Origin of the sequence: Flagellimonas hadalis (assembly GCF_007785775.2) — a bacterium.
Lineage (GTDB): Bacteria > Bacteroidota > Bacteroidia > Flavobacteriales > Flavobacteriaceae > Flagellimonas > Flagellimonas hadalis.
On record NZ_VNIK02000005.1, the window covers coordinates 198801 to 212921 of the forward strand.

The 14121-nt window shown below is 44.3% G+C and carries 11 protein-coding genes and 1 tRNA gene; 8 read left to right on the forward strand and 4 right to left on the reverse strand.

The genetic code is table 11. The features are described from left to right. Window positions 1-60 precede the first annotated feature (60 nt). Window positions 61-1830 carry an SLC13 family permease gene (locus FOT42_RS09820; protein ID WP_151890394.1) on the forward strand — a complete coding sequence of 590 codons (1770 nt, stop codon included), beginning with the start codon at window positions 61-63 and terminating at the stop codon, window positions 1828-1830. Here the strand turns inward: FOT42_RS09820 and FOT42_RS18400 are convergent. Beyond that, complete coding sequence (locus FOT42_RS18400) at window positions 1823-1957, reverse strand: hypothetical protein (protein WP_262884007.1); 135 nt, start codon at window positions 1955-1957, stop codon at window positions 1823-1825. The genes FOT42_RS09820 and FOT42_RS18400 overlap by 8 nt on opposite strands. Window positions 1958-1978: 21 nt before the next feature. Here FOT42_RS18400 and FOT42_RS09825 point away from each other — a divergent pair, with 21 nt between their 5' ends. Next, a complete protein-coding gene (locus tag FOT42_RS09825; RefSeq protein WP_151890395.1) occupies window positions 1979-2230 on the forward strand; it encodes a hypothetical protein in 252 nt (83 codons plus the stop codon). Window positions 2231-2261: 31 nt separating this feature from the next. Here the strand turns inward: FOT42_RS09825 and lepA are convergent, their stop codons facing one another. Further along, the gene (gene lepA / locus FOT42_RS09830; protein ID WP_151890396.1) at window positions 2262-4058 is read right to left on the reverse strand and encodes a translation elongation factor 4; all 1797 of its coding nucleotides are present in this window, start codon (window positions 4056-4058) and stop codon (window positions 2262-2264) included. Window positions 4059-4207: 149 nt separating this feature from the next. On the opposite strand from lepA, the gene FOT42_RS09835 reads away from it, so the two are divergent. Next, window positions 4208-6628 (forward strand): outer membrane beta-barrel family protein, encoded by a 2421-nt coding sequence (locus FOT42_RS09835; RefSeq protein ID WP_151890397.1) that lies wholly within the window; start codon window positions 4208-4210, stop codon window positions 6626-6628. Between the two features lie 49 nt (window positions 6629-6677). Further along, entirely contained in the window at window positions 6678-7670 is a 993-nt protein-coding gene (dusB, locus tag FOT42_RS09840; RefSeq protein ID WP_151890398.1) for a tRNA dihydrouridine synthase DusB, read from the forward strand. Here the strand turns inward: dusB and FOT42_RS09845 are convergent. Then, window positions 7667-8875 (reverse strand): ABC transporter permease, encoded by a 1209-nt coding sequence (locus FOT42_RS09845; RefSeq protein ID WP_151890399.1) that lies wholly within the window; start codon window positions 8873-8875, stop codon window positions 7667-7669. The two genes, dusB and FOT42_RS09845, sit on opposite strands and share 4 nt — an antisense overlap. A gap of 2 nt (window positions 8876-8877) precedes the next feature. Further along, on the reverse strand, window positions 8878-9273 hold the full coding sequence (rbfA, locus tag FOT42_RS09850) for a 30S ribosome-binding factor RbfA (protein WP_151890400.1): 396 nt from the start codon (window positions 9271-9273) through the stop codon (window positions 8878-8880). Window positions 9274-9378: 105 nt separating this feature from the next. On the opposite strand from rbfA, the gene mce reads away from it, so the two are divergent. The 4 genes from mce to FOT42_RS09870 all read left to right on the forward strand — a co-directional run bounded on the left by mce (window position 9379) and on the right by FOT42_RS09870 (window position 14061). After that, a complete protein-coding gene (gene mce / locus FOT42_RS09855; protein WP_151890401.1) occupies window positions 9379-9795 on the forward strand; it encodes a methylmalonyl-CoA epimerase in 417 nt (138 codons plus the stop codon). A 50-nt stretch (window positions 9796-9845) separates the two neighbouring features. Further along, window positions 9846-9919 (forward strand) — tRNA-Ile (locus FOT42_RS09860). 146 nt (window positions 9920-10065) lie between these two features. Then, window positions 10066-10899 carry an AbiJ-NTD4 domain-containing protein gene (locus FOT42_RS09865; protein ID WP_151890402.1) on the forward strand — a complete coding sequence of 278 codons (834 nt, stop codon included), beginning with the start codon at window positions 10066-10068 and terminating at the stop codon, window positions 10897-10899. Then, a complete protein-coding gene (locus tag FOT42_RS09870) occupies window positions 10900-14061 on the forward strand; it encodes a type ISP restriction/modification enzyme (protein ID WP_151890403.1) in 3162 nt (1053 codons plus the stop codon). Window positions 14062-14121 lie beyond the last annotated feature (60 nt).

Here is a 14121-nt window from a genome sequence, read left to right on the forward strand (position 1 = left end):
CTTGCCCAAACTGAAAACAAATGGGTCGTTTAAAAATGGAACCGTAATGTAGTGGACTCTATGGGCAGCGATCTGATCATCACCATTGTCATTATCTGTATTGGTATCGTACTCTTTATAAAGGACTACTTTTCCATAGACACCACATCCATTATCATTATGGCTTTGTTCATAGTAGCCGGCGTCCTTAGCCCCAAAGAAGGTTTTTCGGGCTTTAACCATCCTGCCACCTTGACGCTGGGCTGTATGTTCGTGGTAAGTGCGGGCGTGTTCAATTCTGGTATTTTGAACGGTCTCAGCCAAAGGATCATCAAACTTGCGAAGATCCATTACAGCATTGCCCTGATCACATTTTGCCTGATTGCGGGCATGTTTTCAGCCTTTGTGAACGACTCCGCAGTGGTGGCCCTGCTTCTGCCCATTGCGCTTACCGTTTGTAGGGAAACCAAAATATCCCCAGGCATGTTGTTGATCCCCATTTCCTTTTCCGCACTTTTTGGCGGCACCTGCACCCTGATCGGTACTTCCACGAATATTTTGGTGAGCAGCTATGCCGAAGAATATGGGCTGGAAGGTTTTGGGATGTTCGAGTTCAGTTTGGCGGCGCTTTGTTTGGCCACGATCGGTTTTGCCTACATTTTTTTTATCGCCCCCCTTCTCTTGCCGAAGGCCCAAAAGGAACAGGACGTGCTCACCAAAGAGGCGGAAAAATACATTACGGAACTGTTGGTGGAAGAGGGTTGCCCAGACCTCAAAAAGCCCCTGTACAAATCCAAATTGGTCAATGACCACAATGTACAGGTCTTGGCCATACTGAGGGATGGTTCGCTCAAGAACAGTATTGGCCCCGAAACATTCATATTGGAAGGTGATGTGATGAAGGTGATGATGCCCCCAAAAACACTGAACAGCATCCGAGACCTAAAAGGGTATAGGATCAAGGGGAACAAGCAATTGGACGAGGTGGGGTCCGAAAGGCACATTTATGAAGTGATTGTGCCCTTCGGTTCACGATTGACAGAAGGATCGCTCCGCTCGCTGAATTTTAGGAGACAATACAACAGTTCCGTCCTGGCCATTAGGCAACGGGGGGAGATTTTGTACGAAAAACTCTCCGATGTGAAACTGATGGAAGGGGACATGTTGCTGATATTGGGTACAGAGGCAGACATGGACGTATTGGTGTCCCAGAACCTTGTGGTGGCCCTTTCTGAGCACAAACAGGGAAAGACCAATTACAAAAAGGCCATTCCTGCACTTATTATCGCTGTGGGGGTCGTACTGGCCGCTTCGTTAAATCTGACTTCCATTCTGATCAGCAGCATGGTGGGCGCATTATTGTTGGTCGCGACTTCCACTTTAAAGCCAAAAGAGGCCTACGAAGCGGTGGAATGGAAAGTGATCTTTATGATGGCCGGGGTACTTTCCATGGGTACCGCTCTCGAAAAAACTGGGGGAGCCGAGAAAATAGCCGCTTTCATACAACAGACTTTGGGAAGCTACGATGCCCAGATTACCCTCAGTATTCTGTACCTCATTACGTTTCTGAGCACCAATGTACTCTCCAGTAAGGCGACAGCGGCACTCATGTCCCCGATAGTTATCAGTCTTGCTGCCGCCATGGAGGTCAGCGAACGGCCTTTTTTGGTTGCGGTGATGTTTGCCTGTTCCCTTACGTTCATGACCCCGGTGAGCTATCCCACCAACACCATGGTCTATGCGCCGGGAAATTACAGGTTCAACGACTTTTTGAAGGTGGGTACCCCTTTGAACATCATCATTTGGATTGCCGCCACCTTTGTGATACCCTATTTCTTTCCGTTCAGATAGCTTTGATAACTTCCCGCACCATCAAAAATCCATCTATCAATTGATAATGGGCATCCGTCAATTGGTTTGGGGCATCCATCAATTCCTCTTCCAAGAAAAGAAGGGTTTCAGGTACTTTTAAGCCCATGAACAAATCAATTTTTTTAAAATGAAAAGTTTTTTATTCCCACTAGCATTGACCGCAAGTTTACTTTTTGGCTGTTCCAATGAAGACGATGGTCCCAAATGTGAGTCCTGCACCTCTGCTGCGGGCAATACTTTCAGAATTTGTGAAAGCAGCAATGGGAACTACAAATTAACAGGTGGCGACATATCGGTTACCATTACCAAAGAAGAAATGGAAAATGCTACCCCCAAGCAGTTTGTTCAAGGAGCTTGCGACGCAGATCTCCCATTATAAATTGTTCAGCGAAAAGCAGAAGGAGTATTGCCTAATCGTTCAATTTGAGCACGGCCATGAAGGCTTGCTGCGGAATCTCCACATTCCCCACTTGGCGCATACGTTTTTTCCCTTTTTTCTGCTTTTCCAACAGTTTTCGCTTACGGGAAATGTCCCCACCATAACATTTGGCGGTCACATCTTTCCGAAGGGCCTTTATGGTCTCCCGTGAAATGATCTTTGCCCCGATGGCCGCTTGGATAGGGATGTCGAACTGTTGCCTGGGGATAAGTTCCTTCAGTTTTTCGCACATTTTTTTACCGATGTTGTGCGCATTGTCGAAATGGATAAGGGCGGAAAGCGCATCCACAGGTTGGGCATTCAGCAGGATGTCCACCCGTACCAATTTGGATATCCGCATTCCGATCGGGGTATAATCGAACGAGGCATACCCTTTTGACACGGTCTTCAATCGGTCATAAAAATCAAATACGATTTCGGCCAATGGCATGTCAAAGATGAGCTCTACCCGCTCTGGGGTCAGATAGGTCTGGTTCTTGATCTGTCCGCGCTTTTCAATACAAAGGGACATCACGTTCCCCACAAAATCCGATTTGGTGATGATGGTCGCCTTGATATAAGGCTCTTCCACCCGATCCAAAGTGGACGGGTCGGGAAGGTCCGAAGGGTTGTTCACAATGACAGGGTTTTCCCTGTCCTTTGTGGTAAAGGCATGATAGCTTACGTTGGGCACGGTGGTGATCACGGTCATGTCGAATTCGCGTTCCAACCGTTCTTGGATGATCTCCATGTGGAGCATTCCCAAAAACCCGCAGCGGAAGCCAAAGCCCAAGGCCGCACTGCTCTCCGGCGTAAAGACCAAAGAAGCATCGTTCAACTGCAATTTTTCCATGGACGAACGGAGTTCCTCAAAATCTTCGGTGTCCACAGGATAAATGCCCGCAAAGACCATCGGTTTCACATCCTCAAAACCTTCAATGGCATTTTTGGTGGGGTTGACGGCATCGGTAATGGTATCCCCCACCTTTACTTCGCGCGCGTCCTTGATCCCAGTGATCAAATAGCCCACGTCACCTGCCGAAATTTTATTCTTGGGTACCTGTTTCAACTTCAGCGTACCGATCTCATCCGCCTCATAGGCCTTTCCAGTGGCCACAAACTTGATCCTCTGGCCTTTTTTGATTTCTCCGTTGATGACCCTGAAATAGGTTTCCACCCCTCTGAACGGGTTGTAAACGGAATCGAACACCAATGCCTGGAGTGGCTCGGAAACACTGCCCTTTGGAGCAGGAATCCGTTCAATAATGGCCGTCAAGATCTCTTGGATGCCGATACCGGTTTTGGCACTGGCCGGGATGACCTCCTCGGCCCTACAGCCCAAAAGGTCCACGATGTCATCCGTCACCTCTTCTGGGTTGGCACTGGGAAGGTCCACTTTGTTGAGCACGGGAATGATCTCCAGATCATTTTCGAGGGCCAGATATAGGTTGGAAATGGTCTGCGCTTGGATACTCTGTGCAGCATCCACAACCAAAAGGGCCCCTTCGCAGGCCGCGATAGATCGGGACACTTCGTATGAAAAATCCACGTGGCCGGGAGTGTCGATCAAGTTAAGGATATAGGTTTCCCCTTCATGCACATACTCCATTTGGATGGCATGGCTCTTAATGGTAATGCCGCGTTCGCGTTCCAAATCCATGCTGTCCAAGAGCTGGTCCTGTTTTTCGCGTTCGGTGACAGTACCCGTAAAGTCCAATAAACGGTCGGCCAAAGTGCTTTTACCATGATCTATATGCGCAATGATGCAAAAATTCCTAATCTTCTCCATATCAACAATAACCTACCAAAAAGGGTGATAAGCAACTGCAAATATAATTGTTTTAAATACCTGCCGAGGGTTTTTTGCGAATAAGAAAATAAAGGGCTTACATCGCTCAAAAATAATTTCTTAGATTTGAGGTCCAACCTTAGCCCCAAATGAAAAACCTCACCTTTGTTTTTGTATCGGTGTCTTTGATAAGCAGCTGTCTTTACGGACAGACCTTCAAGATCACTGGCAAGGTGGTGGATGGGCAAAACCAAATAATCCCTTATGCCAATATTCTGCTGTTACAGGCTTCCGATTCCACTTTTGTGAAAGGCACCTCCGCAGACGACAACGGGTTTTTTGAATTGATGGAAGTGGCCCCAGACCTTTATCTGTTGCAGGCAAGCTATGTGGGCAGGGGCTCGGAACCAAGGGCCTTGGACATTGCCAAGGATGTTTCCCTTGGGGCGCTCGTCATTCCTTTGGGAAACAATGAACTGGATGAGGTCGTGGTCACCGCACAACGCCCAAAGCTGCAAAAATTGCCAGACAGACTGGTCTTTACGGTGGAAAACACCGTGATTTCACAAGGGAATTCATGGGACATCCTTAAAGCTACACCGGGCGTGATTGTCGCTGAGGACAGATTGCTCATCAGGGGTCAAAATGCCACAGTCTATCTGAACGACAGGAAAGTTCAGTTGTCGGGCCAGGAAGTACAAGACCTTTTGCAGGGATTATCGGGAACGAACATCAAATCCGTTGAGGTGATCAGCAATCCGCCGGCAAGCTACGATGCAGGTGGCGGACCCATTTTGAACATTGTGACCTCGAAAAGCATTGTCCCGGGATACAAGGGAAGCATCAACGGGAGCTACACGCAGGCTGTTTTTCCAAAATATAGTGTAGGGACCAGCCATTACTATAAAACGGACAAGCTCCATTTGTTTGCCAATTATACCATCAACCCACAAAAGGAGCTGAAAAAAACGGATAAGGGCATCCATTTTATGGATGATACGAATTCAGTGTTTTCCCAATGGGACACCCACTACGAACAGACCAACAGTTCCCAATCACAGAACGCCAATCTCATCCTTGATTATGATTTTGATGACAGGAACAGTCTGGGCATCACTTCCAACCTCTTGTTCAACCTGGGCGAAGACCAAGAAACCCGTTTGACCAATACAATGAGGAATGGACTGGGGCAATTGGATTCCACATTTACCACACTGAACAATGCGGCACTGGACAATACCAATCTCGCATTTGACCTTACCTATGTGCACCGTTTGAAAAAAGAGGGCGCCAAGATAAGTGTGAACGGTCACTATACGCACTACAACGGACAGGCACTGCAAAACCTCTCCTCCGAATATTTCGATGCAAGCGGTACTTTTCTACGGGATTTTGGTTTCGATTCCGGTTCCGAACAAGATATTGACATTTTTACGGGACAAGTGGATTATGCCACTCCGATTGGGAACGCCTCTCTGGAAACCGGGGCAAAGATTTCCTCCATTGCTTCCGAGAACAATGTGGATTTTTTCAATTTCACAGGCTCCAGTGATACGGTGGATCCATCGCAATCAGATAGCTATACCTATGATGAAAAGGTATATGCCGCCTATTTCAGCCTGGTGAAGAACTGGGACAAATGGTCCACCAAACTTGGGGTAAGGGGCGAGCTCACCGAGGCCAGAGGAATTTCTGGGACCCTTGGCGAGACCAACACACAGGAATTTTTTGAACCCTTCCCGTCTTTGTACGTTTTATATTCCCCTTCGGAAAATCACAGTTTGTCATTTGACTATGGTAGGAACGTGAACCGCCCTAAATACAACGACCTCAATCCGTTCCGCTTTTTCTTTAATGAAAATGATTATGAGGAAGGCAACCCGACACTGGTCCCAAGCTTCAGCAACAATTTTAACCTGAACTATACCCTCAACAGTGAATATTTCTTTGATGTCTATTATCGGGACAATGGAAGGAATATTGCCTATTTGGTCTTTCAGGACAATGCGGACCAAACCTTGGTGGAATTCAAGCAGAATGTGCTGGAGAGCAAGTCCTACGGATTGGACTTCACCTTGAGCAAGTCCATCCTGTCCAATTGGTTCATCTATGCCTACACCTCTTTTTTCCACGAAGAGGAGACCTTTTTGGCCACGGAGAGTGGCAACGTGCCCTTTACCAATGAAGTGGATGGGGTGTATGGCTATTTGGCAAATTACCTGACGCTTACCAAGGACGGCACCTTTACTGGTGAGGTCACCGCTACCTATATCTCCAAATTTTTGTTTGGTTCCTATGTCTCGGACGAGCAGTTCAACCTGACCTTGGGACTGCGAAAGACGCTTTTCAACAACAAGATCATATTGTCGTTGGCGGCGGAGGACATTCTGGAAAAATATGTGCCCACCTACCGTTCGCAGTACCTCAACCAGGACAATTTTTACCGAAGGCGGCCGGAAACACAGTTCATCCGGTTTGGGTTCACCTATAATTTTGGCAATTTCCGATTGGAGGACAACCAGCGCGGAATTGACAAAAAGGAGCGGGACAGGCTACAATCACAAGACTAATGTGTTGATTCTGGGGTATTTTGTATTTTTGCAATCCAAAAAATAGGATTTGCCAAAAATAGGACACATAGAACTGCCCGATTTTCCGCTGCTTCTTGCGCCGATGGAAGACGTGAGCGACCCCCCTTTCCGCGCTTTGTGTAAGGAACAAGGGGCAGACGTGGTTTATACGGAGTTCATTTCTTCCGAAGGATTGATCAGGGATGCGGCCAAAAGTGTCCTCAAACTGGACATTTATGAAAAGGAACGCCCGGTGGGCATCCAGATTTTTGGCGCGGAACTGGATTCCATGCTCCAGGCCGTGGATATTGTGGAGCAATCCAATCCGGATATCATCGACATCAATTTTGGCTGTCCCGTAAAAAAAGTGGTCTGCAAAAATGCGGGAGCGGGGATTTTGCGAGACATTCCCCTTATGGTAAAACTCACCGAGGAAATCGTCAAGCGCACCAAACTTCCCGTTACCGTCAAGACCCGATTGGGCTGGGACTCCGATTCCATAAAGATTGTTGAGGTGGCGGAACGTTTGCAGGATGTGGGCATACAGGCCATCTCCATCCACGGGCGCACCCGTGTGCAGATGTACAAGGGCGAAGCGGACTGGAAGCCGATTGCCGAGGTGAAGAACAACCAACGGATGCAAATCCCTGTATTCGGAAATGGCGATGTGGACACCCCCGAGGCCGCAATGAGGATGCGTGACGATTTTGGCCTCGACGGAGCCATGATCGGTAGGGCCAGTATTGGATATCCCTGGTTTTTTAAGGAAGTAAAACATTTCTTCAGGACAGGGGAGCATATGCCGCCGCCATCCATGCAAGAACGTGTGGACGCTGCGCGCAGGCACTTACAGATGTCCATCGACTGGAAAGGTGAAAAATTGGGTGTGTTCGAGACCCGAAGGCACTACACCAACTATTTTAAGGGCATTCCCCACTTCAAGGAACACCGTATGAAAATGGTCACCAGTGACGATGCGGTCGATGTGTTTGCCGCGTTTGACGAAGTACTCGAGAAATTTGGGGATTTTCAGTTTGCCTAGGCAGCGATCATTTTTTTGGAAATCCGGCTGCTGGCAATTTTTGATGAAATAAAGCCCAAAACCACAATGGTGGCCATCACGATCAATAGGTTCATGGCATCGAACTCCACCGGATAGGCTAGGGAAGGCGTTATTTTTAACCAACCGAAGGCCAATTGCGAAACAATCAACAAGGTGCCGATCAACACCCCGATAAATCCTCCCAAAGAAGTCACCAAAAGCCCTTGGATAAAATAGATCTTTCGTAATTCTTTGATGGTGGTGCCCAGACTGAACAAGGTCTTGGAATTTTGCTGCTTGTCCAAGATCATCATGATAATGGCCCCGACCACATTGAAAAGCGCAATGATCAATACCAAGGTGAAGATGAGATAGGTGGCAAGGTTTTCCGTTTTCAGCATGCGGTGGAGCGTACTGTTCTGTTCCTGCCGGGTCAGCAACCGTACTTTGTCGCCCAAAACGACCTGAATGGAACGTTTCGCTTCATCAATTTTTGATAGGTCGTCCAGTTTAAAATTGATGCCCGAAACCATGGTGCTGTCCTTCTCCAATAGTTTCTGGATAAGGGGAAGTTGTGCGAACACATATTTTTTGTCCAGGCCCTCTTCCACGGCATACACGCCGCTGACCACCAACGGAAGTTCGTTGTAGGGTTTTGATGTGACGAGCCCCTGTTGTGTGAAAGAACCCTTGCCAGGCTTGGGAACCAGTACCGTCATGGGTGTTCGGTTGTTCGTGGGGACACCCAGCAGATTATAGATGCCAATGCCGATGACCCCATTGTACTCCATATTGCCCCAATTGCCAAATTGCAGGGTGCTGTCCACGCCCGTTACCGATCGGTATCGTTCATCCACTCCTTTTATATAGGCAATGGTGCTTTTCTCCCGATAGGTCAAATAGGCTCGTTCCTCGAGTTCCTTGGAAAAATTAGCCAAGTTGGGAACGTCTTGCAAAGCAGCTTCCTCGCTCGGTACCATGGAAAAATATTTTCCTGTTGCGGGCAAGGCCTTCAAGTCGGGATCAAAAGTGTTGGAAAAGGAAAGACTGAACGTTTTTAGCCCAGCAAAGGCCGAAAGCACAATGAAAAGTGCCGCGGAACCGATCACGATGACCAAAAAAGTGACAAAATTGATGATATTCACCGCATTTTGACTGCTTTTGGACCGTAGATAGCGCTTGGCGATATAAAACGGGAAGTTCAAGGTCAGGATTTCTTTCGTTTGGCTAGCAGGTCCCTGTTCTCAATGGGATTTTCCTCCCCTTTGAGCGATTGTTCAATTCTATCGATATATTCCAAGGAATCATCCAGATAAAAAACAAGCTCCGGCACCCTTCTCAACTGGTTTTTGGTGCGAAGGGCCAGTTCATGGCGAATGGTCACTTGGCTGGCCTTGATCCCGGCCAACAACTCTTTGGCGTCCTTGTTGGGGAAAATGCTCACATAGACCTTGGCCAATGACAGATCCACCGTTACCGATACTTTGGAAACAGAGATCAAAGTTCCCCTGAGCCCGCCATCGGTGGCTGCTCGTTGCAGGATGTCCGCCAGATCTTTTTGGATGATCCCTGCTATTTTCTTTTGCCGTTGTGTTTCCTCCATAGTGCAAAAATAAAGGAAATCCTGACTAACCCCGCACTTTGAATGGATTACAGTCCGTAATTTTGGAAAAACCGTGCAGCGCAGAACACAAAATCAGAGAAGTCCATGGATAAAATTGAACACATCGGCATTGCCGTAAAGGATTTGGAAGCGTCCAACCAGTTATTCGCCAAATTGCTGGGAGTACCCCACTATAAAATGGAAGAGGTGGCCTCGGAAGGCGTGAGGACCTCTTTTTTTGAATCAGGTCCCAACAAGGTGGAATTGTTGGAAGCCACGAGCGCGGACAGCCCAATTGCGAAGTTTTTGGAAAAAAAGGGAGAAGGCATCCACCACATCGCCTTTGCGGTGGAGGATATAGTTTCGGAGTTGGCCCGACTGAAGGAGGAAGGGTTCCAAATATTGAACGAAACGCCTAAAAAGGGCGCCGATAACAAACTGGTGGCTTTCCTGCACCCAAAAGGTACGAACGGTGTGTTGGTGGAGCTTTGCCAAGAAATAAAAGCCAACGAGGGGCGTTAAAACCTTGCGGTGTAGAAAAATAAACACTAATATTGCATCCGCAAATTGCGGGTCCTATAGCTCAGTTGGTTAGAGCACCTGACTCATAATCAGGTGGTCCCTGGTTCGAGCCCAGGTGGGACCACTTTTATTGCCTAAATAGCCCTGTAAATCAATGATTTATGGGGCTATTTTCATTTCAGGGGACGATTGAGGGGACGAATAATGGGTTTGAGGTAAACTTTAATGACTTGATAGGATATTGTTTACTTTTAGTGGAAAGTAAACTTTATGGGTTTTGCAGAACGATATGGTCATAAACTACCAAGGGAAAGCCTTCAATTGGATTCAATTGATAAAAAGCTAAGGATTAAAATTTGGAATGCGATTGATAGACATTTCTTTTCAATTTTAAAACCTGGGTTATACAATCGTTATTCATACTATTGGGAAATATGCCAATTGATTTGGACGGAGATTTTAGAACGGGACATAGATGACATTCATCCATTTGAATCTTCTTGGGGGGTGAACTTCTTTGAAGATGTCAAGAGTATTTATAATACAATGCAATGGTTTGAGGTATATGACTTTATAGAAAACTTATCAAGATTAGACCAACTTTATTTTGAAGGCAAGTTTGCCGAGAATATAAACTACATTCTTGAAGAAGAACATTCGGGCTATAGATTAGTTGATGACTGCATTCTGAAAATTACCAATGAAAAAGAAATTGATGCAATTGAAGAAGCCATAAAATCAGATGAGTCGGGTCAAATTTCAACACACCTGAGTTCAGCATTGAATTTATTGTCTATAAAAAACCCAGATTACAGAAATTCAATAAAAGAATCCATTTCTGCTGTTGAGGCAGCTTGTTCAATCATAGCGGGAAAACCTAAAGCCACACTTGGCGAAGCATTAAAAATCTTGGAAAGGGACTACAATTTACATCCAGCGTTGAAAAATTCTTTTAATGCACTATACGGATATACAAGTGATGCTGGCGGTATAAGACATAATTTAAAGGATGGAGAAGAAGAACTAGAGCATGGGGACGCCATATTTATGCTGGTTTCTTGTTCATCCTTTATAAATTACTTGCAATTCAAATTTAAGAACTGAATGACCACATCAGAATATTTAACTAGCCTTAACCACAGATATAAATTAGGCAATTCCACAGAACATACTTTCCGAGGGGATTTACAACAACTGATTGAAAGCCTTATTCCTGAAATTAAAGCGACCAATGAACCTAAAAGACAGCGTTGTGGTGCGCCAGACTATATTTTGACAAAAGGAGAGGTCCCCGTTGGTTTTATTGAAGCAAAGGACATTGGTGACAATGATTTGACAGGCAAGAAAAAATCGGGACACAAAGAACAGTTTGACCGATATAAAGCTTCTTTGGACAATCTGATTTTTACGGATTACATACGTTTTGTGCTATACCGAGAAGGAGAATTGGTCACTGAAATTGCCATTGGTATAATTGAGGATGGCTCTATTAAGCCGCTTCCCGTGAACTTTGCTTCCTTTGAGAACTTATTAAAAGACTTTGTTGTTCAAGTAGGGCAGACCATAAAAAGTCCCGAAAGATTGGCTAAAATGATGGCTGGAAAAGCCCGTTTACTGGCCGATGTAATCGAAAAAACGTTGAAACGTGATTTGGACGATGATTTAAACCCCAAGACCGCTTTAGAGCAACAGTTTGAAGCCTTTAAAGACTACTTAATACATGATGTAAGCACAAAAGGCTTTGCGGATATTTATGCACAAACTATTACCTATGGTTTATTTGCCGCTAGATTGCATGACCCAACCATACAATCATTCAGCCGACACGAGGCCGCTGAACTTATTCCAAAGTCAAATCCGTTTTTGCGCAAACTTTTTCAGTTTATAGCAGGGTATGACCTCGATGATAACTTGGTTTGGATAGTGGATAGTTTGGTAGAAATATTCTTGCATAGCAATGTTGAAGAAATTTTAAAAAACTATGGGAAATCCACCAAAATGGAAGACCCCATTATCCATTTTTATGAAACCTTCCTAAGTGAATACGACCCTAAATTGCGTAAGTCCCGTGGGGTTTGGTACACACCGCAGCCCGTTGTGAATTTTATTGTTCGGGCAGTTGACGACATTCTGAAAACTGAATTTGACTTACCACAAGGACTTGCCGATACCAGCAAGACCACCATAAAAGTAAACACCCAAATAGCGGACAAGCGTTCAACAACAGGCTATAAACAAGTAGAGCAAGAAGTACACAAAGTACAAATTCTTGACCCGGCAACAGGTACAGGAACATTTTTGGCAGAAGTGGTAAAGCACATTTACAAAAAGTTTCAGGGACAGCAAGGCATTTGGAGCAATTACGTCGAAACCCATTTATTGCCTCGTTTAAACGGCTTTGAGTTACTCATGGCCAGCTATGCTATGGCACATTTGAAGTTGGATTTGCTGTTGACCGAAACAGGATTTAAACCCACATCCAACCAACGGTTTAAAGTTTATTTGACCAATAGTTTAGAAGAAAGTCACCCAGATACAGGAACATTATTTGCCAATTGGTTGAGTACGGAAGCCAATGAAGCCAACCACATCAAACGGGATACGCCTGTAATGTGCGTTATTGGTAATCCACCTTATGCAGTAAGTAGTACAAACAAAGGAGAGTGGATTCAAAACTTAATTGTAGATTACAAAAAGAACTTAAATGAACGTAAAATAAATTTAGATGATGACTACATCAAATTCATTCGCTACGGACAACATTATATCGACAAAAATGAAAGTGGTATTTTGGCTTACATCTCTAATAACAGTTTTATTGATGGCATTACACATCGCCAAATGCGAAAGCACCTCTTAGAAACTTTTGATAAAATCTACATTTTAGATTTGCACGGAAATGCGAAGAAAAAGGAAGTATGCCCTGATGGGAGTCCTGACCAGAATGTTTTTGATATTATGCAAGGTGTTTCAATAAACATTTTTGTAAAAACAGGCAAAAAGAAGAAATCAGAATTAGGAGAAGTTTTCCATTTTGATTTGCAAGGAAAAAGGAACTACAAATACGAAACACTCAACAATTCAACGATTTCTAAAATTAATTGGGAAAGGCTAGTTTTTTCTGAACCATATTTCTTTTTCGTTCCAAAAGATTTTGAATTAGTCAAAAATTATGAAAAAGGGTTTAAAGTAAATGAAATCCTTAGTTTAAATTCTAATGGAATAGAAACAAAATGTGACGCTTTAGCTATTCAGTTTTCTAAACAAAAACTTCAAAACGTAATAAGTGATTTTGAAAATGAGCCTATCGAGCTTTTAAAAGCAAAGTACAATGAAAAACAAGATTCAAGTGGATGGACATTTGCACGAGCGAAAGAAAGTATTTTGAATGATACTTTTAAACAAGTCAAAATTAATTACAGACCTTTTGATGTTAGGGAAACAATAATTACTAAAAACTCAGGCGGTTTTATTGGTCGTTCTAGATTTGAAGTTATGCAACATTTACTACAACCTAATCTTGGTTTAATTATTCCAAGACAAACTACCCAAGATTACAGACATAGTTTTATTACCGACAAAATAATTGAGGGGAATTTTACTGCAAGTGCTAAATTATTCGGTACAGGTTGTCTTTTTCCATTGTACTTATATCCAGAAAATAATAGACAACAAACCATTGACCAACAACTAGCAAGAACACCAAATCTAAAAACTGAAATTGTAAATCAAATTGCGAAAAAATTGGGATTGGCTTTTACCAACGAAAAAGAAAGCACCGAAAACACTTTTGCCCCAATTGATATTTTAGATTACATCTATGCGGTGTTGCATTCGCCAACTTATCGTGAGAAATACAAAGAGTTCCTAAAAATTGACTTTCCGAGAGTTCCTTATCCAAAAGACCAAGATACATTTTGGCAACTCGTAAAATTGGGCGGAGAAATACGCCAAATTCATTTATTGGAAAGTCCAACGGTTGAGCAATATATTACCAAATATCCAATGGACGGCAATAATGTGGTTAGCACAGCCAAATACAAAGAAGGTAAGGTTTTCATCAACGACACGCAGTATTTTGACAATGTTCCGCAAGTCGCTTGGGAGTTTTATATTGGAGGCTACCAACCCGCACAAAAATGGCTCAAAGACCGAAAAGACCGCAAATTAGAGTTTGATGAAATTCTTCACTATCAGAAAATCATTGTGGCTTTGAGTGAAACAGATAGATTGATGAAGGAGATAGATAAAATTGAAATAAATTGACCTAAAAGAATGCCAAAATGTAAACTTTGCCTGAAAGCAGAAGCAGATAAAACAAAATCT

Bases quoted from the DNA above. Each gene is read 5' to 3' on its own strand.
- FOT42_RS09835 (WP_151890397.1), top strand. From the start codon at position 4,208: ATGAAAAACCTCACCTTTGTTTTTGTATCGGTGTCTTTGATAAGCAGC.
- FOT42_RS18400 (WP_262884007.1), bottom strand. From the start codon at position 1,957: ATGGGCTTAAAAGTACCTGAAACCCTTCTTTTCTTGGAAGAGGAATTG.
- mce (WP_151890401.1), top strand. From the start codon at position 9,379: ATGGATAAAATTGAACACATCGGCATTGCCGTAAAGGATTTGGAAGCG.
- FOT42_RS09865 (WP_151890402.1), top strand. From the start codon at position 10,066: ATGGGTTTTGCAGAACGATATGGTCATAAACTACCAAGGGAAAGCCTT.
- lepA (WP_151890396.1), bottom strand. From the start codon at position 4,058: ATGGAGAAGATTAGGAATTTTTGCATCATTGCGCATATAGATCATGGT.
- rbfA (WP_151890400.1), bottom strand. From the start codon at position 9,273: ATGGAGGAAACACAACGGCAAAAGAAAATAGCAGGGATCATCCAAAAA.
- FOT42_RS09870 (WP_151890403.1), top strand. From the start codon at position 10,900: ATGACCACATCAGAATATTTAACTAGCCTTAACCACAGATATAAATTA.
- FOT42_RS09825 (WP_151890395.1), top strand. From the start codon at position 1,979: ATGAAAAGTTTTTTATTCCCACTAGCATTGACCGCAAGTTTACTTTTT.
- FOT42_RS09820 (WP_151890394.1), top strand. From the start codon at position 61: ATGGGCAGCGATCTGATCATCACCATTGTCATTATCTGTATTGGTATC.